Below are 18,443 nucleotides of genomic sequence, written 5' to 3'. Positions count from 1 at the left end.
CTCAAGCTCCTGTGGGGGTAAAGTAATTACAGACGCAGCCGCGCTCATTGCGCACAATGTGGAAATCGATGTCGTACAGCGCGCGCAAGCGCTCCTCGGTGACGACCTCATGCGCGGGGCCACTGAAGCGCACGGTGCCGCCCTGCATGGCGACGATGTGGTCGGAATAATTGGCTGCGAAATTGATGTCGTGGATCACCAGGATCACGGTGCGGCCCTGCTCGTCGCACAGGCGGCGCAGCGCGCGCATGATCTGCACGGCGTGTTTCATGTCGAGGTTGTTGAGCGGCTCGTCGAGCAGCAAAATATCCGTCTGCTGGGCGATCGTCATGGCCAGGAAGGCCATCTGCCGCTGGCCGCCGCTCAGTTCATCGACGTAGGCGGCGCGCAAATTTTCCAGCGACAAAAAGGCGATGGCGTCATCGATCGCTTGCCCGTCCTGCGTCGTCAGTGCGCCACGGCTGTAGGGAAAGCGGCCAAAGGCGACCAGCTCTTCCACCGTCAGGCGCAAGTGAAAATCGGGCGACTGGCGCAAGGTGGCCACTTGCCGCGCATAGTCCTGGATCTTGATGGCCGCGATGCTACGCCCGTCTATCGTGATCTCGCCGCCATTCGCTTCCTGCAGGCGCGCGATGAGCATCAGCAAGGTGGTCTTGCCGGCGCCATTCGGGCCGATCAGGGAAGTCACTTTTCCCTTGGGAAACTGCGCGCTGACCTTGTCCAGCACGCACCTGGCGCCGTAGCTTTTTTCAATCTGTTTGACGTGGATCATGCGGTGCCTCGGGTGCGGACCATGAGCGCGAGGAAATACGCGCCACACACCAGATTGACGAGGATGCCGACCGTGGTCCGGTAATTGAAAACGTGCTCGACCAGCAACTGGGCGGCCAGGAAGATGGCGATGGCGATGGCGCAGCCCAGCGGCAAGGTGACGCGGTGGCGCGCCGTGCGGGCCAGGGCATACGTTGTGTTCGCCACAAAGATACCCATGAAGGCCGTGGGGCCCAGCAAGCTGGTCGACACGGCGACCAGCACGGCGATCAGCGCCAGCTGCAGCTGCACCATGCGCCGGTAATCGATACCGAGCGATATCGCCTGCTCGCGCCCCAGCGCCAGCACGTCGAGCGCCGGCAAGGTTTTCAGCACAGCCATGCAGGCGGCGCCCGCCAGCACGGCCGAGGTCAGCAATTGTGCGGGCTGCGCCTTGTTGAACGAGGCCTGGCTGAAGCCTTGCAAGATGGCGAACTCGCCCGGACTGATGCGCAGCTGGATGAACTGGGTAAATGTGCCGATCACCATCGTCAGCACGAATCCCAGCAGCAACAGGAAATACACGTTGTTCTTGCCATCACGAAACAACCAATAGTGGATGGCCCAGGAATACGCGAGCATCAGCGCGATGGACACGACAAAATTGCCGTTCTGTCCCAGTAGCACCACGCTGTGCATGCCCATCGCCAGGATCAGCAACGATTGCAGCAGCAGGTAGACGGCTTCGTAACCCATGACGGCCGGCGTCAGTATCCGGTTGCCGGCGATGGTCTGGAACACGATCGAGGACACGGCCACGCAAACGCCGCCGATGGCGATGGCAGCCAGCCGCGACAGGCGCTTCGGGATGACGTAATCGAAGTCAAGATTGGCGCCAATGCAGAGGAAAGCCACGGCCAAAACAAGCACGGCCAGCCACAGCGTCCGCTGCTTGAATAGCCGCCTCATCGCCGCCCCCGGATGATCAATGTGAGGAACAGCAGCCCACCCACGCCGCCCGCCGTCAGGCCAATCGGCACTTCGAACGGGTAGATCAGCAAGCGCCCGGCGATGTCGCAAGCCAGCAGCAGCGACGCGCCGCACAGGGCGACGAGGGGCAAGGTGCGGCCCAGATTGTCGCCGTAGCGCAAGGCCACCAGGTTGGGGATGGCGAGGCCGACAAACGGAATCGCCCCTACCGTGATCACCGTGGCCGCCACCGTGACGGCCACCAGCATCAGGCCCAGCGCCACTGTGCCCGCATAGTTCAGGCCCAGGCTGGTAGCCATGCCCTCTCCCATGCCCAGCACGGTAAAACGCTGCGCGTACACATACGTGAGGACAACGATGGGCAGGATCAGATAAATGATTTCATAGTTGCCCTGCACGATGCGGGAAAAATCGCCGAGCAGCCAGCCCTGCATGCTTTGCAACATATTGTTGCGATAGGCATAAAACTCGGCCACGGCGCCGAGCACGCCGCCATACACGAGACCGATGACAGGCACCAGGATCGTGTTCTTGAAGCGAATGCGGCGGATCAGGGCCACGTACAGTACGCTGGCGGCAAGGCAGAAGGCCAGCGCGAACGCCATCTTGCCGGCCGTGCCCGCCGCGGGCGCCACGGTCAGCGCCACGAGGATGCCCAGCTTGGCCGCGTCGAGGCCGCCCGAGGTGGCCGGCTCGACGAATTTGTTGCGCACGATGTGCTGCAGGATGACGCCGCACACGGACAGGCCGACACCTGTCAGCACCAGCGCCGCCAGACGCGGCAGCCGGCTGGCCGTCAGGGTCAGCCAGGTATCGTCGGACAGCGCGCCGGAAGACAACGATGGCGACCACAGCTGTGCCCACTCCATCTGCCTGGCGCCGACCAGCAGCGAGGCGCAGCACAGCAGGAAGAAGACCAAAAACAAACGTGCGCGTGTCAAATGCCGGACTCCGGCGCAGGCGCGGCGATGCGCCAGCCCTTGGCCGCCTGGCGCTGGGCCAGGAAGTGGGCATACAGGCCGCCCTGCTCACGCAAGGTGGCTGGCGCGCCCTGCTCACGGAGCATGCCGCCATCGAGCACGACGATCTGGTCGGCCATGGCCACCGTCGACAGCTGGTGGGCGATGACGATCACCGTGCGCTTGCCGCGCAGCCGCGCCAGCGCTTCGGCGATGGCGGCCTGGTTTTCCGCGTCGAGCGCGGCCGTCGCTTCATCGACCAGCAGAATCGGTGCATCCTTGACCAGCGCGCGGGCAATCGCGATGCGCTGGCGTTCGCCGCCGGACAGGCGCGCGCCGCCCTCGCCGACCAGGGTATCGAGTCCCTGCGGCAAGCGGGCGATGATCTCGGCCACGCCCGCCTGGCGCGCCGCTTCCAGCACCTCGGCCTCGGTCGCATCCGGTTTGCCGATGCGGATGTTGTCGCCGATGCTGCCCTGGAACAAATAACTGTCCTGGAATATCTGGCTGATCTGGCCAGCCAATTGCTCGCTGGACATATTCCGCACATCGACGCCGCCCACCTGCACCGTGCCTGCACTGGCGTCAAAGAAGCGCGCCATCAGGCGCACCAGGGTCGTCTTGCCGGAGCCGGAGGCGCCGATCAGCGCCGTCATGCTGCCCGGTGCGATGTACAGGTTGATGTCCGTCAAGACGTCCGGCTGATCCTGTGCATAGCGGAAAGCCACGTCGCGCAACTCAACGGAACCATCGCGCGGCGCTTGCGGCTCGTGTACCTCCGGCAGCGGTTGCACGGCGAAAATATCGCGCGCCGCATCGAGCGGACCGCGCGCGCCGCGCAGCACTTCGCCATAGCTGGCCACTTCCTGCAGCGGGTCGACAAAGCGCACCACCAGCAGCAAGGCCACGATGATGGCGATGGCGTCTGCCACCGCTACCGTACCGAGCAGGCTCGCGGAGGCGGCCAGCAAGGCGGCGAAGATGGCTTGCACGGTCCAGGCATTGAGCACGGAAGACAGCGCGGAAAGATAGATCAGCCGCGTGCCTGAGTGGCGCTGCGCGTCGATGGCTTGCTTGAGGAAACGCGTGCCACCATCCACATTTTCACCGTTAAATGCACGCAGTACCGACTGGGCTTGCGCAAACTCCACAAGGCGCTGGCTGGTCTGGGCAAAATGATGGTGGTAGGCATCGTCCGCGCGCTGGCCCAGGTGCGCCGTGAGCCGCAAGGCGCCCGCCAGCAGGGGTAGCGCCAGCAGCGCGATGAGACCCAGGTGCCAGTGCAGCGCAAACAGCGCAGCGGCCATCACGACGGGCGTGACGGCGCCGCAGATGACGGGTGTGAGCACATGGGCAGGCAGTTGCGCCACATTCATCATGCCTTGCGTAATGACGTGACCGAGTTTCGCCGTGTTGTCCGGCGTGAACCAGCCGACGGGCAGGCGCGCCACATGGTCGCCCAGGCGCTGGCGCGCGCCCTGCAAGACCGTCACGCCCACGCGCACGCCCGCCTTTTCCACCTGGCGCCGCCAGGCCCAGCAGGCGACCAGCCCGGCCAGCAGCACCAGCAGCCACAGGGCCGCGCCGTCCAGGTCGCCAGCCAGCAGCCGGCCCAGGGCCAGCACCAGCGCCGTGATCGTCAGCCCGCTGAGCACGCCATACGCGAGTGCCATGGCAACATAACGGCGGAACACGGGTGCATCATCGCCCAGCAATTGAATGAATGTTTTCAGCATGGGAGCACCGTTTCTTCCGAGGTGGCTTGGTAGCCGCCCAGCGCCCACAGTTGCGCATAGCGGCCCTGGTGGGCAAGCAAGCCGGCATGGCTGCCCTGCTCGACGATGACGCCGTTCTCGACCACGACGATGTTGTCGGCATGCATGATGGTGTCGAGCCGGTGCGCGATCACCAGCAAGGTGCGGCCTTGCGCAAAGCGCGACAAGGCGTCCTGGATTGCCACTTCGTTTTCCGCATCGGCCGCCGCCGTCGCTTCATCGAGCACCAGCACGTTTGGATCGAGCAGCACGGCGCGGGCAATGCTCACGCGCTGCAACTCGCCGCCGGACAGTTGCGCATCCTCGCCGATGACGGAATCGTAGCCGCGTGGCAAGGCCAGGATGCGCTCGTGGATATTCGCCAGGCGCGCCGCCGCTTCGATCTCATGCGTGCTGGCAGATGGCCGGCCCAGCGCGATGTTTTCGCGCACGCTGGCATGGATCAGCCGCACTTCCTGCAGCACGAAACCGATGCGCCGGTACAACTCGGGCGTGGCGATGTGCCGCAGGTCGACGCCACCCAAGGTGATGCGTCCTTCGGTCGGATCAAAAAAGCGCAGCAGTAGCCGCGCCAGGGTCGACTTGCCGGAACCGGAAGCGCCAACGATGGCCGTCACCGTGCCAGGTTGCAAGGTCAGCGTGATGTCCGACAGCACCTTGTTCTGGCCATCGTAGGCATAGCCCAGGTTCTCCATGCGGATCTCCGTGCCGATGGGTAACTGCTGCTGCCCGGGCGCCGGCTGCGCCAGCACGGGCGTATCGAGCAAGGCTTGCACGCGCTGGGCCGCGCCCGTGGCGTTGTTGAGGTCATGCGTGAGGTAGTGCAGCAGCAGCATCGGTGCGGAAATGCCGGGCGCCACGAGGGCGAACGGCAGGATATCGACGGGCGCCATCCAGTCCAGGGCCACGAAGGCCGTGCCGGCAAGCACCACCACGCCCAGCACGGCGACGGGCGCGATCAGCGCGTTGGCGTTGGCCATGGAACCGACCAGCGGACGCGTAAATGCGGCAAACGCGTCGGCAAACGCATCGACGGCCGCGCGGTAGCTGCCGTGTGCGCGTCCTGTGGCGCCAAAGGCCTTGACCACGGGAATGCCGTTGACGAACTCCACCACGGCATTGTTGATGCGTCCCATGCCGGCGACGAATTGTTCCATGTTGCCGCCGCTGGCCTTCATGGCGCGGCCGAAGAACAGGAAAAAGCCGGGAAATGGCAATATCGAAACGATGGCCAGGCGCCAGTCCATGGCGAACAAGTAAATGACGGAGATGGCGATGGCGCCCACGGCTCGCCCCGTCGTCGTATAGAAGTGGGCGGTAAGGCTGTGCAAGGTATTGATGTCGTCCTGCATCGCCTGCTTGACCTCGCCCGAGGCGCGGCTGGTGAACCAGCCCAGCGGCACCTGCCCCAGGCGCTGCATGGCTTGCAGGCGCAATTGATGGGTGAGGCGGTTGTCGGCCAGGTGTGCGGCCAGCTCGCCCAGCGAGATCAGGGCCATGCCGGCAAACAGGCAGGCGACGCTGACGAGGATGATCTGCCACACATCGCCCTGCGCCAGCGCGGGGTTCAGGGCGATGTGCGCGAGCTGCGCGATGCCGGCCAGCGGCACCAGGGTCAGCATGGAACCCGTGCCGGCCAGCACGGCGGCGGCGATCAGGCGTCCGCGGATGGGCTGGAGTATCCGGCTGATCGGGCCGGCCTGGCGGCTTGGGCTACTCATGGGAAAGGCGGGGGAAAACGTGCATAAGGTCAATGATTAAGGGTGGCTCTCACCCTATATCCCGAACGAGAATGCGAAACCCTCAATCGGGCCCGCGAAATTGTCAGGCAGAGGCTTAGGGTATGGCTTGCACGGTCACCCAGTAGCGCGTGCGCGCGACGATTTGCACGGGCAAGGCCAGCGCCAGGTTGTGCAGGGCGCGGTCCGTGTCGCGCAGGGAAAACACGCCGTTGACGCTCAAGCTGGCCACGGCCGGGTCGCAGCGCAGCAGGCCGGGGCGGTAACGGGCCAGTTCCGCAAGCAGATCATCGAGGCGCATGTTGTCGGCCACCAGCACGCCCTTCGTCCAGGCCGCCGCGCTGGCAGGCGCGGGGGCGGCCGATTGCACGATGTCCGCCGAGAAGATGGCACTGTAGCCCGTGGCGATGCCCACGGCGTGGCCCGGCGCATGCGCGAGGCGTATTTCGACGGCGCCCTCGAAGACGGCCACGCGCGACGTGTATTCGTCTTGCCGCAAGGTAAAACGCGTACCCAGCGCCTGCACCGTGCCGTGGCGGCCCTGCACGCGGAAAGGCCGCTGCGCCGGGTCGGGATCGTGCGCCGTGGTGACGAGGATTTCGCCGCTGCGCAGGATCAGCAAGCGCTCGCTGGCGTCGAAGCGCACATCGATGGCGGAAGCGGAAGCGAGCATCACGCGCGTGCCGTCAGGCAAGGTCATCTCGCGGATCTCGCCCGTGTCGGTGCTATGCCCTGCCGTGGCCACTTGCCAGGCATCCGTGCCGCGCAGCAGGTATGCCATGCCGCCCACGGGCAGCAACACGGCCAGCAGTTTCAGGGCACGGCGGCGGTTCAGGTAGGCGGCCGGCGCCGGTTCGCGCAGCGCGTGCCGGGCCGCGTCGCGCGGCACGCTGTGCAGCTTGCCTTCGAACGCCTGCAAACGCTGCCAGGCGATGGCGTGATGCGGATGGGCGGCACACCAGCGGGCACAGGCATCCCGGTCCGCGTCGCTGACGTCATCGGACCACAGGCGCGCCATCCACTGGGCTGCCTGCTGCACGATGGCCGGTGCAATCACCACCTCCATGGCTCAGGCTACCTGGGCGTGCATGGCCTGGTAGCAGGCCAGCAAACCGGCGGCGATGTATTTTTCGACGGACGAGACGGACACCTGCAATTCGGCGGCAATGTCGCGGTAGCTCAGGCCATCAAGTTTGCACAACAGCAAGGCCTTGCGCGCCTTGGCGGGCAGCTGGTGCAGCACCGCGTCGATTTCCGTCAGCGCCTCGATCACCAGCGCGCGCTCCTCCTCGGACGGCGCCAGCGCTTCGGGCACCAGGGCCAGCACTTCCAGGTAGGCCGTTTCGATCTGGCGGCGGCGGTACAGGTCGATGACCATGCCGTTGGCGATCTGCGTCAGGTGGCGGCGCGACTCCCCGGCCGGCGGCACCCTGCCCGTCTTCATCAGGTGCAGGTACACATCGTGCGCCAGGTCGGCCGCATCGAAGGCATTGCCCAGTTTACGGCGCAGCAAGCCACGCAGCCAGTGATGGTGGTCGGTGTACAGACTGCTGACTTGCTGCTGAAGCGCTAACTCGGCGGTGCTCACGATACCCTTCCTGTCGCCAACGGCCGGCAAGCACAGGCGCATCGGATTATAAATGAGAATTATTCTCATTGTACGCGGAGTAAGCAGGAAAACGCAAGACGGCGACAGGCGGCAAACGCTGTCAGCCCTGCTGGCGGACGGGCTTGAGCAGCCTGAACGCGGCCTGCAGCGAAGGCCGGCAGACGTACAGTACGGCCACCAGCAGCACGCCCCACGCCAGCGGAGCAAGGGCCCCCAGGCGCTGGGCAAAAACCGCGTGGCCCGCCGCCAGCAGCGACAGCAGGAAGGCGCTCAGGTACAGCGAACGGCGCGGCAGCGGACGCCAGACGCGCATGCCCAGCTCCGTCTTGACGACAAAATACACGAGGAAACCCAGCAGTTGCGAGACGGCGGCGCCCGTGGCGCCACAACGTGGCACCAGCACGGCGCCCGCCAGCAAGGTGCCCAGCAAGCCTGCCGCAAAGGCGGCGATGGAGCATGCTGGACGGCGGGCCAGATTGATGCCGACACCGCTCACTTCGGCCAGCGCATACAACAGCGGCTGTCCCACGGTGGCCACCGCCAGGTAGGCGACGCCATGATAGTTGGAAGGCAAGACCCAACCGATCAGCCAGGCCAGGGCGCCCGCCAGGCAAAAGCCCACCACCACGACGGCTTGCGCATGACGGCAAATGGCCGCGATATTCGACAGGTCGCCGCCGGCCGCGGCCCATTTGTGTACTTGCGGTATCCACACAATCGTAAAAATCGACTGCACCAGCCAGGCGCCGGCGGCCACGCGCGTGGCCAGTGCATAAATACCGAGCTCGTCAAAGCCGGCAAAGAAACGCAGCAAGCCCATGCCGGCCGACAACATGGAAAGGTGGCCAATGGCGCTCACCAGCAGGGGCGCCGCCTCGGAAAGCAGGCGCCGCAGCAGCACCCGGTCCACGGCGGCGCTCCACGCTTGCGCCAGCGATGCGCGCGCATGCCACAACAGCCATAGCGTGACCAGCCAGGTGCTGGCCACGACCAGGCTTGCCAGGTGCACGAAATTGCGCTGCGGATCCCACCACAGCACAGGCAGCAGCAACAGCAGCGACATTTTCGGCAAGACCTGCGCCAGGCTGAATACCCAGGCGCGTTCCTGCATGCGGAAGAGCTGCGCGATCAGGCGATTGGTCAGGGCGCTCAGCATGCCGGCAGCGAACAGGACAGCCAGTGCAGGTTGCGCCACATCAAATAACAGTTGTGCTACCGGCGCGGCAAACACGAGTATCACGGCCAGGGCCACGGGCGCGAGCAGCAGGGCCGGCAACAGGCACGCTTTCAGCAAGCCGCTACGCGTGGTGCTGTAATGGTACTCATGCAGGAAAGCCTTATCCAGCCCCAGCGACAGCAACAAACCGGCCACCGTGCACGCGGTCATGAAGAAATCCAGCTTGCCGATGTCGGCAGGCGGAAACAGCCAGGCCACGGCAGGCACGGTGGCAAGCCCGCACAGCAGCGACAAGATGGGGCCGGCTGAAAAACCCGCGAGACGGATCAGGCGCATCGTTCAGCCGGGCCCGGCATCTCAGCCATGCCTGTCGTTGGAGAAACGATACGGCACCGTGTCCGAATCGGCCGGCACGCGCCAGTGATCCGGCGCATCATAGCGATACGCATGGTCCACCGCATTGACGAGGATGGCCGGCGTGCTGCAGTAATTCTGCACGCCATGCCAGACGCGCGGCGGCACGACGAGCAGGCCGGGGCGCTTGGTGCCCAGCTTGAATTCGTTGAGCATGCCAAAGGTCGGCGAATCCGCGCGCGCGTCGTACAGCACCACGCGCATCTGGCCCGCCGCCACGAACAGGCGGTCCGTCGTGATGGCATGCGCATGCCAGGCGCTCAGTCCGCCCGGCTCCAGGGTCGAGGCGAATATCTGGCCTATCTGCGCCGCACCAGGCACCCATTCAGTACGGAAAATTTCAGTCAGACTGCCGTACGCCGTCAACACAGGCTTGATTTCCTGAAAGATCACGCCATCGATCAAGGACGGCGTCGTCGGCTTCCATTCCTTGGTAATGCTTTCGCCATCCTGCTTCGCGCCAGCCAACAACCAGTTATCTTTCTCAGCCACCAGATCTACCCCCAGAAATTTTATAAAAATGCTCTTATCTATCGCCGCGGCATATCCTTCAATCCCCTGCGGCGGCGTAATTCACGCAAGTATGTACCTTTACGCCAATACTTGAGCCAGAAACTGGGACGCGGCGGCCACAATCCCAACAGGTAACAGAGGCGGCGCGACAGTGCTTTCATGGTCGTTATGGCAGACTGTAGCGGCGCAATCAAGCGCTCCTGCCCCACCTTGCCATGGAGTTTGGAGACGGCCTGCAGGATATTGAGCGGATCTTGCATTTGCGCCCACCAGAACGCATGCTCGCTGTGCTGCCGCTCCAGATAGGCATTGCTGCGGCTGCCAGACTGGATCAGGATGGCGCCGATGCGGGGATGGGCCAGCATCGGCCGACCCGCGCGATACACGCGGTGCAACCAGGCTTGCGATGGCCAGCACCGCACTTCCCATGATGGCTGCCATGGGCCGATCTGCCGGGCCAGCTCACGCCGCATGACCCACAGAGTGGCCGGCACGTCCATCCACGGACGGTAAGGCTGCACACCGTCAGCCAGCGCCCCAACCATGTGATATTCCATTGGCAAGACCACCAGTCCCTGGCCAAAAACCAGGTCAGCCCCGGTGCGCTCGAGGACATCGATACTGCTTTGCAAATGATCGGGCAACCATAGGTCGTCGTGGTTCAGGAATGCGAGATAGGTGCCGCGCGCCAGGCTGACGCCGAGATTGTTGGGCCCCGTCTGTTCGCCGTAATTGGTTTCCAGATTCACAAAGCGGATGCGCGCGTCGCCGAACGCGGCGACCACCTCGGCGGTATCGTCGGTGCAGCAATCGCCGACAATAATCAGCTCCCAATCCTGCACGGTGCTGGCGAGTACCGATTGAATCGCATACCCGAGGATATTGCTCCGGTTATACGTGGCCATGACAATGGAAACGAGCGGTTGTCTCTCTGACTGCATGGCAAGCCTTTCACATCACAGACAAAAAAATGCCGCGCAGGTCACTGAGCGGCATTTCGCAATGGACGAATGCAGTATGTTGCTGGCGCTCGCCAGCAAGCATCTGTCCTTAGACGTTGAACAGGAAATTCAGCACGTCGCCATCCTTGACGACATATTCCTTGCCTTCGGCGCGCATCTTGCCCGCTTCCTTGGCGCCCGCTTCGCCCTTGTAGGCGATGAAGTCGTCATAGGCGATGGTTTGTGCGCGGATGAAGCCGCGTTCGAAGTCGGTGTGGATCACGCCGGCTGCTTGCGGCGCCGTGTCGCCCACATGGATGGTCCAGGCGCGCACTTCCTTCACGCCAGCCGTGAAGTAGGTTTGCAGGCCCAGCAGTTTGTAGGCGCCGCGGATCAGGCGGTCCAGGCCTGGCTCTTCCATGCCCATGTCGGCCAGGAAAGCGCCCTTGTCGGCGTCGTCCAGGTCGGCGATTTCCGCTTCCAGCGCCGCGCAGATGGCGACGATAGGGGCGTTTTGCGATTGCGCATACGCCGTCAGCTGGTCCAGCAAAGGGTTATTCGTGAAGCCCGTGTCGGACACGTTGGCCACGAACATGGCCGGCTTGGCCGTGATCAGGCACAGCGGCTTGATCAGTTCCATTTCGTCGGCGTCCAGGCCCATGGCGCGCACGGGCTTTGCATCGTTCAGGTAAGGCATCATGCGTTCCATGATGGCCAGCAGCTTGGCCGCGTCCTTGTCGCCCGAACGGGCTTTCTTGTTTTCGCGGTGGATGGCTTTTTCCACGGTGCCCATGTCGGCCAGTGCCAGTTCGGTCTGGATGACTTCGATATCGTCGAGCGGATTGATCTTGCCGGCCACGTGGATGACGTTGTCATCTTCGAAGCAGCGCACGACGTTGACGATGGCGTCCGTTTCGCGGATGTGCGACAGGAACTGGTTGCCCAGGCCCTCGCCCTTCGATGCACCAGCCACCAGGCCGGCGATATCGACGAATTCCACGATGGCGTTGACCATGCGTTCCGGCTTGACGATGGCAGCCAGCGCATCCATGCGTGGGTCCGGCACTTCGACGACGCCGACGTTCGGCTCGATGGTGCAGAACGGATAGTTTTCAGCCGGGATGCCGGCTTTCGTCAGTGCATTGAACAGGGTGGACTTGCCGACGTTCGGCAAGCCGACGATACCGCATTGGAGACTCATGGAAAACCTTTAATAATCAAAGCACATGGCGCCGTCTATCGGCGTGCTTGCCGTGCTGTTAGGGAAAACGGGACGATGCTTCGCCCTTTTCCGGGGATAGTGCGTGTGCTGCATTTCAAGGGGTCAATTGTACCCGTGTCGCGCGCGCTTCAAAAGCCCGATGATGGGCAAATGACGCCAAAACAGCCGTATCGTGACGCCATCAGGCCCTGTTCTCAGGCAGTATGCAGCTTCATGGTTGCGGCCTCGAACTTGCCTTCGATGATCTGCGGCATGACCTGCAAGGATTTTTCTATCGCTTGCTCGATCAGTTCCTGGTCTTCGCGGCGCGGGCGGTGCAGCACGAAGTCGGCCACCTGCTGCTGCAGGCTGAGGGTGCGCGGGTGACCGATACCCAGGCGCAAGCGCCAGTAATCCTGCGTACCCAGCGCGGCCGTGATGTCTTTCAAACCATTGTGGCCACCGGCCGAGCCGCCCTTTTTCAGGCGCGCGATACCGGGCATCAGATCAAGTTCGTCGTGCACGACCAGCACTTCATCGGCGGCGATCTTGAAGAAACGCGCCAGCGCGCCCACGGACTGGCCCGAGCGGTTCATGAAGGTCAGCGGTTCGAGCAGCCACACTTCGTTGCCGCCAATGGAAGTCTTGGCCAGCATGGCGTTATAGCGCGAATCGCGCTGCAAGCGCGTGCCGGGCAAGCTGTTGGCAAGGTTGTCCACCAGCCAGAAGCCGGCATTGTGGCGGGTTTGTTCGTATTCGGGTCCCGGGTTGCCGAGGCCGACGATCAGGCGTATGGGCATGGCTGTGTCTGCAGTGTAAAAACGTATTATCGGTGAAAACGGGCAGAAAAAAACCCGTCCGGAGCGAACCGGACGGGTTTTTCCTTGCGACTACCGCATTGCTGCGGCAGCAGAATTACTTCTTGTCAGCAACAACTTCAGCAGCAGCGGCTTCAGCAGCAACGTGGCCAGCCGGTACCGAAGCGGTAGCGATGGTCAGGTTGGCGCCGTGGGTGACAGCGGTCACGCCAGCTGGCAGGACCAGGTCGCCAACGTGCAGCGAGTGACCGACGTCGATGTTCGACAGGTCAACGTTGATGAATTCTGGCAGTTGGCCTGGCAGGCACGAAACTTCGATTTCGTTGGCTACGTGGCTGATGGTCGCGCCGTGCAGTTTGACTGCTGGGGAAACGTCAGCGTTTACGAAGTGCAGCGCCACTTTCACGTGGATAGCTTGCTTAGCATCAACGCGCTGGAAGTCAGCGTGCAGAACCAGTTGTTTGTATGCGTGGACTTGGAAGTCGCGCAACAGAACTTGCTGGGAAACGCCGTCGATTTCCAGATCCAGGATCGACGAGTGGAACACTTCTTTTTTCAACGCGTGGTACAGGGCGTTGTGATCCAGCGAGATCAGCACAGGGGCTTCAGCGCCACCGTAGACGATACCAGGGGTTTGGCCGGAAATGCGCAGGCGGCGGCTCGCTCCGGAACCTTGCAATTCGCGTTTAAATGCGATAACTTTCATGTGAAACTCCAAGAAGAACAAGGCTTGCGCCTTGTGTTATGAAGACTCCCGCGACCAGGAATCCTCGAAAATGGGTGCAAAACACCCCGAAAACTAAAACACTGCGGCGCAACAGGCAAAAAGCCGGTCGCGCCGCAGGCATTACGTCTGTTGCTGCTCTTACCGAATTAATCGATGAACAGCGAGATGACCGAGTCACCCTTGATGATGCGTTTGAACGTCTCGGCCAGCAGCGGCGCGCACGTCAATTGACGGATCTTGCCGCAGGCCAGGGCCGCTTCGGACAGGGGGATCGTATCGGTCACGACCAGCTCATCGAGTGGCGAGGCCGAAATACGGTCGATCGCCGGGCCCGACAGCACTGCGTGCGTGCAATACGCCACGACTTTTTTCGCGCCGCGCTCTTTGAGCACTTCGGCAGCCTTGGTCAAGGTGCCTGCCGTGTCGACCATGTCATCCATGATCACGCAGTTGCGGCCTTCGACTTCACCGATGATGTTCATCACTTCGGACACGTTCGCTTTTGGACGACGCTTGTCGATGATGGCCAGGTCGCAGCCCAGGCGTTTTGCCAGGGCGCGCGCACGTACCACACCACCGACGTCCGGCGACACCACCAGCAGATCCTGGTAGTTTTTCTTTTGCAGGTCACCCAGCAAAATTGGCGAAGCGTAAATATTGTCGACTGGGATATCGAAGAAACCTTGAATCTGGTCAGCGTGCAAGTCCATGATCAGGACGCGCTCGACACCGGCTTCTTCCAGCATGTTCGCCACCACCTTGGCCGAAATCGCCACACGCGCGGAGCGGGGACGACGGTCTTGGCGGGCATAGCCGAAGTAAGGAATTGCGGCGGTGATACGGCCAGCGGAAGCACGTTTCAAGGCATCAACCATCAGCATGATTTCCATCAGGCTGTCGTTGGTTGGAGCACAGGTGGATTGCAAAACAAAAACATCCTTGCCGCGTACGTTTTCGTTAATCTCGACCATTACTTCGCCGTCGGAGAATTTCGAAACGTTTGCTTTACCGAGAGGGATGCCGAGGTTTTTTGCGACCCCCTCTGCCAACGCTGGATTCGCGTTGCCGGTAAAAACCATCAGGTTTTCGTAAGCCATGGGAGTCCCAAGAGGTGATATAGAAGTCTTGAAAAGCACTAACCGGGCATAGGCCCGGTCAGTCATTGTTTAGAATATGCCGCGTGGCGACACATCTGCTTTTTCCCGTACTGGACGCTAACTTCGCATCGACAGACTACGGTGAAATGGTGGCAGGGGAAGAAGGATTCGAACCTTCGCATGCTGGAATCAAAATCCAGTGCCTTAACCAGCTTGGCGATTCCCCTACGTTACTGACTGCTTGCCGTCATGTTGGCCAGTATTATACCGACTATTTGACGCTAAGCAAAATCTTTTTTTGCTCTCTACAACATGGTGAGCATCGGGTGGTGATTCAGCGCTTTTGCCTTCCAGGCGATCCAGACTGGTGGCACATTGCTGAGCACCGCATCCGCTTCTTCCTGACTATCAAACGCACTAAACACACAAGCACCGGAACCAGTCATCCTGGCCTCACCGTAAGCACCCAGCCATTCTACCGCATCTGCTACCGGCTTGAAAAGACTGCATGCCACTTGCTGTAAATCATTCTTACCAAACCCGCCCGCATCGTTTCCTTCTGCGAGGTGCCTGGAAAAGTCCGCTATTGTGACGGGTTCGGTATTTCTCGTCAAGCCTTCCGCGCAAAAAATTGCGGCGGTAGGCACTTGCACGCCCGGCTCGATCACCACATACCAGCATTCGGGCGTGGCGACGGACTGCAGGGCTTCGCCCACGCCTTCGGCAAAGGCGTTTTCGCCAAAGATGAAAAACGGGATATCGGCGCCCAGCGGCAAGCCCAGCGCCATCAATTCCTCGCGCGTCAAACCGGCCTGCCACAGACGATTGAGCGCCATCAGGGCCGTGGCCGCGTCGGACGAACCGCCACCGAGCCCGCCGCCCATCGGCAGCACCTTGTCGATGGCGATATCGACGCCGCGCGGCAAGGCGCCCGTACGGCACAACACTTCGGCCTGCAACAGTTTCGCGGCGCGGATGATCAGGTCTTGCTCTTGCGGCACGCCGGACAGTTCCGTCACGCGGTGGATCGCCGTGTCGTCGCGCAGCGCGAAGTGCAGGGTGTCGCCATGGTCGAGCAACTGGAACACCGTCTGCAGCAGATGGTAGCCATCGGCGCGGCGGCCGTTGACGTGCAGAAAGAGGTTCAGTTTGGCCGGTGCCGGGCAGTTATTCAGGGTCGTCAATGTCATGGTGCAGGTACGGATGGGGCGGGATCGAGCACGATGCGCAGCGAGACGGCATCGGCCTGGGCGCTGGCATTGCGTTCGGCATCGATACGCCGCGGTTGGGGCAAGGCGCCCGGTGTATTGTCGGCCGCATTTTGCCCTACTTCTTGCCACGACACATAGCGCAGGCGCCAGCCGTCTTTGGTCGTCACGCTGTCGTTGGCCGGTGAAGCGACGAAGCGCTTGCCATCGGCGCCCACGGCATAACCTTGCAGCCAGTCGCGCAAGCCCGACACGGGCAAGGACCAGCCCAGCATCTGCGCGCTCAGGGTATCGACATCGGGCGCGCTGCGCGGCGCCTTGCCGCTTTGCGTCAACACGGCTTGCTGCGGCGTGACGGCGATCGTCGCCAGGGTGCTGCCGACGGGCGAGTACAAGGTCACATCCGTGCGCTGCGCCGTCTGCTGCCAGTTGAAATTGACGGTGGCCGATTCCGGCTTGTCATCTTTCTGGTACACCACGTTTAAACGGCCCGTCAGCTCGACCTGTTCGCGGTAAGCAGCGACGGTTTTACCGGAGGGTGCGGCGCCGGACGAAAAGGGGGCGGTCAGGGTCGAGCAGGCCGAGAGGGACAGGCAGACCAGTGTGAGGGGAAGGAGTTTTTTTAACATGGGCACAAGGAAAAACCAGCGCCATGGCGCTGGTTTTTTATAGTTGAGTTAATCGGTTCAATCACAAACTGACATTCAAGCGCGCCAGGGTACTTTTCAGCGCGTCGTTTTTCGGGTCCTTGCTGCGCGCTTCGCGCCACAGTTTTTGCGCTTCATCCTTGTCGCCCTTCTGCCACAGCACTTCGCCCAGGTGGACGGCGATTTCCGGGTCGCTGCGCACGGCATACGCGCGGCGCAGCGCGTTTTCCGCGGCGGCCAGGTTACCCATGCGGAACTGCACCCAGCCCATGCTATCCATGATGAACGGGTCGCCCGGCGCCATCTGCAACGCTTTTTCGATCAACGCATGGGCCTCCTCAAGGCGGATGCCCCGTTCGGCCAGCGAGTAGCCCAGGGCGTTATACGCATGCTGATTGTCGGGCGCCAGCGCCATCACGCGGCGCAGGCTCGCTTCCATCAGCTCGAGTTTATCCAGGCGCTCGGCCAGCAAGGCGTAGTCGTACAGCAGTTCCGGATTGTCGGGGAAGCGCAGCAAGGCGTTTTCCAGCACCGTATAGGCGCTTTGCACGTAGCCGGCATCGCGCAGGAATTGCGCGTCGACCAGCAGCACCTGCGCCTGGCTTGCCGGATCGTCCGTTTCGATTTCCGTCAGCGCCTTGCGCGCCGCATCGAGATTGCCGCCACGGGCGATCAGCTGGGCGCGGCGCAAGCGCGCCTCGACATAACCAGCGGAAGCGCTGTTGTCGACCTTGTCCAGCCAGGCGATGGCGCCGGCCGTGTCGCCGCGCGTCTCGGCGATCTGCGACAGTATCATCAAGGCCTTGAACGGATCGCGCGCGTCGCCAGGATTTTTATCCAGCACGGCCAGGAAGCGCTTGAAGTACTGCTCCGCGCCCTTGGTGTCTTCCAGCTGCAGCGCCACGATGCCCAGCGCATACAGGCCGCCCACGTTATCGGGCTGGCTTTTCAACAGCAGCAGGAACTGGTCGCGCGCCGGCTCCAGCTGTTTTTGCTCGACCAGCAGGCGCGCGTACGCGCCGCGCACTTCGACGGCGTCCGGATTCTTTTGCAGGAACGTGGCCAGCACCTTGTTTGCCGCTTCGGGTTCGCCCGTCACCTGCGCCAGGGTCAGTGCGGCCAGCTCGGAGTTCGGCTTGATCGACAGTGCCTTGTTCGCTTCGCCGATGGCGCGTTCACGCTCGCCAAGCGACAAGGCGCCCTGCGCCAGCACCAGATGCGCTTCGAACATGTCCAGGTAAGGCTGCACCAGGCGCGTGAGCATGGCATACGCAAACAGCTTGTCATTCGAGCGCGACAGGATCTGCTGCATCTGGAACAGGGCCACGCCGCGCGCCCCCCCTGGCGCATTGGCCAGGCGCTCGGCGAAGATCGGTTCCGCTTCTTCGATCTTGTCCGTCAATACGACGAAGCCGAGGAAGAACTGGGTCGCCTCATCGGATTCGGGCGCCAGGTCGCGCCACAGGCGGATGGCCGCCAGCGCCTCGCTGCCCTGCTTGGCGGCCAGCGCCATTTCGGAAGCGCGGCGCGCCAGGCGCGGGTCGCGCGTCTGCTGCGCCGCCACCATCATCGTCACGTACGGCCCTTGCCACTGGCCGCTCTTGAATTCCATTTCAGCCTTGGTCAGCTTGTACAGCAAATCGCTGCTCAACTCGACCTTGGGCAGCTTCTCGCCCTTGGCGTCGTCGCCGGACTCGGTACCGGGCGCTTGCGGCGCAGCGGCCGCAGCGGGACTGGCCGCCCCATCGACAGGGGCAACAGGCGTCTGTGCCATGGCATGCGTGGCCATCAGGGCGGACAAGGTTACAATGGCGAAAGCGTTTTTCAAAGGCGGATCCTGGCTAAACGGCAAAGTCTGATTCTACGCCCAACGCGGCT

The 18,443-nt window shown here is 62.7% G+C and carries 17 protein-coding genes and 1 tRNA gene; all 18 read right to left on the bottom strand.

The window, feature by feature from the left end:
• Window position 1: 1 nt before the first annotated feature.
• The 18 genes from AC3IQ7_RS03510 to AC3IQ7_RS03425 all read right to left on the bottom strand — a co-directional run bounded on the left by AC3IQ7_RS03510 (window position 2) and on the right by AC3IQ7_RS03425 (window position 18,393).
• The gene (locus AC3IQ7_RS03510) at window positions 2-772 is read right to left on the bottom strand and encodes an iron ABC transporter ATP-binding protein (RefSeq protein WP_489208372.1); all 771 of its coding nucleotides are present in this window, start codon (window positions 770-772) and stop codon (window positions 2-4) included.
• On the bottom strand, window positions 769-1,719 hold the full coding sequence (locus AC3IQ7_RS03505; protein ID WP_489208371.1) for an iron chelate uptake ABC transporter family permease subunit: 951 nt from the start codon (window positions 1,717-1,719) through the stop codon (window positions 769-771). The genes AC3IQ7_RS03510 and AC3IQ7_RS03505 overlap by 4 nt, the downstream gene beginning before the upstream one ends.
• Window positions 1,716-2,681 (bottom strand): ABC transporter permease, encoded by a 966-nt coding sequence (locus tag AC3IQ7_RS03500; RefSeq protein WP_489208370.1) that lies wholly within the window; start codon window positions 2,679-2,681, stop codon window positions 1,716-1,718. Before AC3IQ7_RS03500 ends, AC3IQ7_RS03505 begins: the two co-directional genes overlap by 4 nt.
• On the bottom strand, window positions 2,678-4,435 hold the full coding sequence (locus AC3IQ7_RS03495; protein WP_489208369.1) for an ABC transporter ATP-binding protein: 1,758 nt from the start codon (window positions 4,433-4,435) through the stop codon (window positions 2,678-2,680). The genes AC3IQ7_RS03500 and AC3IQ7_RS03495 overlap by 4 nt, the downstream gene beginning before the upstream one ends.
• Entirely contained in the window at window positions 4,429-6,195 is a 1,767-nt protein-coding gene (locus AC3IQ7_RS03490; RefSeq protein ID WP_489208368.1) for an ABC transporter ATP-binding protein, read from the bottom strand. The genes AC3IQ7_RS03495 and AC3IQ7_RS03490 overlap by 7 nt, the downstream gene beginning before the upstream one ends.
• 115 nt (window positions 6,196-6,310) lie before the next feature.
• On the bottom strand, window positions 6,311-7,279 hold the full coding sequence (locus AC3IQ7_RS03485; protein WP_489208367.1) for a FecR domain-containing protein: 969 nt from the start codon (window positions 7,277-7,279) through the stop codon (window positions 6,311-6,313).
• 3 nt (window positions 7,280-7,282) lie between these two features.
• Window positions 7,283-7,801, bottom strand: a complete 519-nt coding sequence (locus AC3IQ7_RS03480) for a sigma-70 family RNA polymerase sigma factor (protein ID WP_099378628.1) — start codon at window positions 7,799-7,801, stop codon at window positions 7,283-7,285.
• Window positions 7,802-7,922: 121 nt separating this feature from the next.
• Window positions 7,923-9,335 (bottom strand): lipopolysaccharide biosynthesis protein, encoded by a 1,413-nt coding sequence (locus AC3IQ7_RS03475; RefSeq protein ID WP_489208366.1) that lies wholly within the window; start codon window positions 9,333-9,335, stop codon window positions 7,923-7,925.
• Between the two features lie 21 nt (window positions 9,336-9,356).
• Window positions 9,357-9,905, bottom strand: coding sequence for a dTDP-4-dehydrorhamnose 3,5-epimerase family protein (locus tag AC3IQ7_RS03470; protein WP_489208365.1), 549 nt, complete (start codon window positions 9,903-9,905; stop codon window positions 9,357-9,359).
• 38 nt (window positions 9,906-9,943) lie between these two features.
• Window positions 9,944-10,867, bottom strand: a complete 924-nt coding sequence (locus AC3IQ7_RS03465; RefSeq protein ID WP_489208364.1) for a glycosyltransferase family 2 protein — start codon at window positions 10,865-10,867, stop codon at window positions 9,944-9,946.
• 109 nt (window positions 10,868-10,976) lie between these two features.
• Window positions 10,977-12,068: a redox-regulated ATPase YchF gene (gene ychF / locus AC3IQ7_RS03460; protein ID WP_034778348.1), complete on the bottom strand. Its 1,092-nt coding sequence runs from the start codon at window positions 12,066-12,068 to the stop codon at window positions 10,977-10,979.
• 215 nt (window positions 12,069-12,283) lie between these two features.
• Entirely contained in the window at window positions 12,284-12,868 is a 585-nt protein-coding gene (gene pth / locus AC3IQ7_RS03455; protein ID WP_099378468.1) for an aminoacyl-tRNA hydrolase, read from the bottom strand.
• 115 nt (window positions 12,869-12,983) lie between these two features.
• The gene (locus AC3IQ7_RS03450; protein ID WP_128141099.1) at window positions 12,984-13,592 is read right to left on the bottom strand and encodes a 50S ribosomal protein L25/general stress protein Ctc; all 609 of its coding nucleotides are present in this window, start codon (window positions 13,590-13,592) and stop codon (window positions 12,984-12,986) included.
• Between the two features lie 167 nt (window positions 13,593-13,759).
• A complete protein-coding gene (locus AC3IQ7_RS03445) occupies window positions 13,760-14,710 on the bottom strand; it encodes a ribose-phosphate pyrophosphokinase (protein WP_034753270.1) in 951 nt (316 codons plus the stop codon).
• Window positions 14,711-14,860: 150 nt separating this feature from the next.
• A tRNA-Gln gene (locus tag AC3IQ7_RS03440) sits at window positions 14,861-14,937 on the bottom strand.
• A gap of 78 nt (window positions 14,938-15,015) precedes the next feature.
• Entirely contained in the window at window positions 15,016-15,900 is an 885-nt protein-coding gene (ispE, locus tag AC3IQ7_RS03435; RefSeq protein WP_489208363.1) for a 4-(cytidine 5'-diphospho)-2-C-methyl-D-erythritol kinase, read from the bottom strand.
• Window positions 15,897-16,547 (bottom strand): outer membrane lipoprotein LolB, encoded by a 651-nt coding sequence (locus AC3IQ7_RS03430; RefSeq protein ID WP_489208362.1) that lies wholly within the window; start codon window positions 16,545-16,547, stop codon window positions 15,897-15,899. The genes ispE and AC3IQ7_RS03430 overlap by 4 nt, the downstream gene beginning before the upstream one ends.
• Before the next feature lie 61 nt (window positions 16,548-16,608).
• Window positions 16,609-18,393, bottom strand: a complete 1,785-nt coding sequence (locus tag AC3IQ7_RS03425; RefSeq protein ID WP_489208361.1) for a tetratricopeptide repeat protein — start codon at window positions 18,391-18,393, stop codon at window positions 16,609-16,611.
• Window positions 18,394-18,443: the final 50 nt, after the last annotated feature.

The sequence above is a fragment of the Janthinobacterium sp. GL_088 genome, assembly GCF_057837845.1.
Note: the sequence above shows the minus strand (reverse complement) of the source record. Positions and strands in the feature narration are given on the sequence as shown.